Source organism: [Chlorobium] sp. 445 (genome assembly GCA_002763895.1).
Taxonomy (GTDB): Bacteria; Bacteroidota; Chlorobiia; order Chlorobiales; family Thermochlorobacteraceae; genus Thermochlorobacter.
Map to the genome: position 1 here is coordinate 1 of NSLH01000072.1, position 1,356 is coordinate 1,356.

Here is a 1,356-nt window from a genome sequence, read left to right on the forward strand (position 1 = left end):
TTTTCGCCACGTAAGACTTGCGCGTCGCACAGATAAGCAATGATGCTGTATTTGTCGAAGTAATCGCGTGAAATCTTATCCAAAATTTTTTCAGCTATTTCCGTGCTGACGAGCATTTCCAAGCGAATGTTTTCGCCTTCCCACTGGCTAATGCGACCGCCGCTATCGCCTTCTCCGTAGGCTTTCTCGAGCGTGTAGCCTTTTGCGCCGAGTTTTTTGACATCTTCAATGAGCCGTCTTTGCAAGGCTTCATCGGCAATGATGGTGAGCAGTTTGAGTGATACTGTTTTCATGAGTCCTCCTTATGTGCCGTATAAAAGTTTTGCAAAGTAATGATAAAGTGGTAATCCGATGATGATATTGAACGGAAAGGTAATCGCAAGCGACGCCGTGAGGTAATAGGTCGGCGAGGCTTGCGGCAGCGCGACACGGCACGCCGCAGGTGCCGCAATGTAGGAAGCACTTGCCGAGAGCACGGCGAGAATCGTTGCGCCGCCGAGCGAGAGCCCGGCTAACTTACCAAGATAAATGCCTAACACGGCATGCAGAATTGGCATCACAATGCCAAAGCCGATGAGAAAGACGCCGACTTTCTTTAAGTCGCCCAGACGCCTGCCCGTTACCAAGCCTGCTTCCAGCAAAAAGAGCGCGAGAATACCGCGAAACGGCAAATCAAAAAAAGGTGCCACTTGCTCCCACCCGCGCTTGCCTGCAATAAATCCGACCACTAAGAAGCCCAACATCAGCAAGTTACTTTTGCCTGCAATGAGTTCCTGCATCACTTTTCCGAGCGAGGGTTCGCCGTTTGATTGGGAAGATTTTCCTGCGGCAATGCGCGCCGTGAGAATTGCTATGATAATGGCAGGAAATTCCATAATCGTCAGCAAACCGGGCATAAAGCCTTCATAGACGCCGCCCGCAAGTTTCAAGGCTTCTTCGGTCATCTGTGGATTTTGCTCGAGCAAAGCCACTTTAAGATTGTCGTGAAAAGCAATGGCTTCGCCGAATGTTACTGCCGAGACCGAGCCGTAGTGTGCCGCAATCGCTGCCGAGTTTGCAATATCAAACTTGCCCAGACGCAAGAGAATTTGATACGACCAAATCGGAATGATAATCCCCAACACCAACGCCGCAAGTGCGGGATAAATGAATTCAGAAAACGGCGTTATTGACAACTTGTAACCACCCTTTAAGCCAATAGCAACAAGTAGGTATATCGTGAGCGATGTGTAGAGTTCTTCGGGAAATTTCAGGTCGCTTTTCATCGCTGTGGCTACAATGCCGAGCACAAACGCCAGAACCATCGGCGAAAGAAGCGACACAATCAGAGCTTGTATTTCCATTTGTTTTCAAGTT

The 1,356-nt window shown here is 49.2% G+C and carries 2 protein-coding genes; both read right to left on the minus strand.

Annotated elements, in window-relative coordinates:
• A partial coding sequence (locus CMR00_12780) for a transcriptional regulator (GenBank protein ID PIO46991.1) occupies positions 1 to 293 on the minus strand: 293 nt, incomplete at its 3' end.
• Between the two features lie 9 nt (positions 294 to 302).
• A complete protein-coding gene (locus tag CMR00_12785; GenBank protein PIO46992.1) occupies positions 303 to 1,343 on the minus strand; it encodes a sodium-dependent bicarbonate transport family permease in 1,041 nt (346 codons plus the stop codon).
• Positions 1,344 to 1,356 lie beyond the last annotated feature (13 nt).

Bases quoted from the DNA above. Each gene is read 5' to 3' on its own strand.
- CMR00_12785 (PIO46992.1), bottom strand. From the start codon at position 1,343: ATGGAAATACAAGCTCTGATTGTGTCGCTTCTTTCGCCGATGGTTCTG.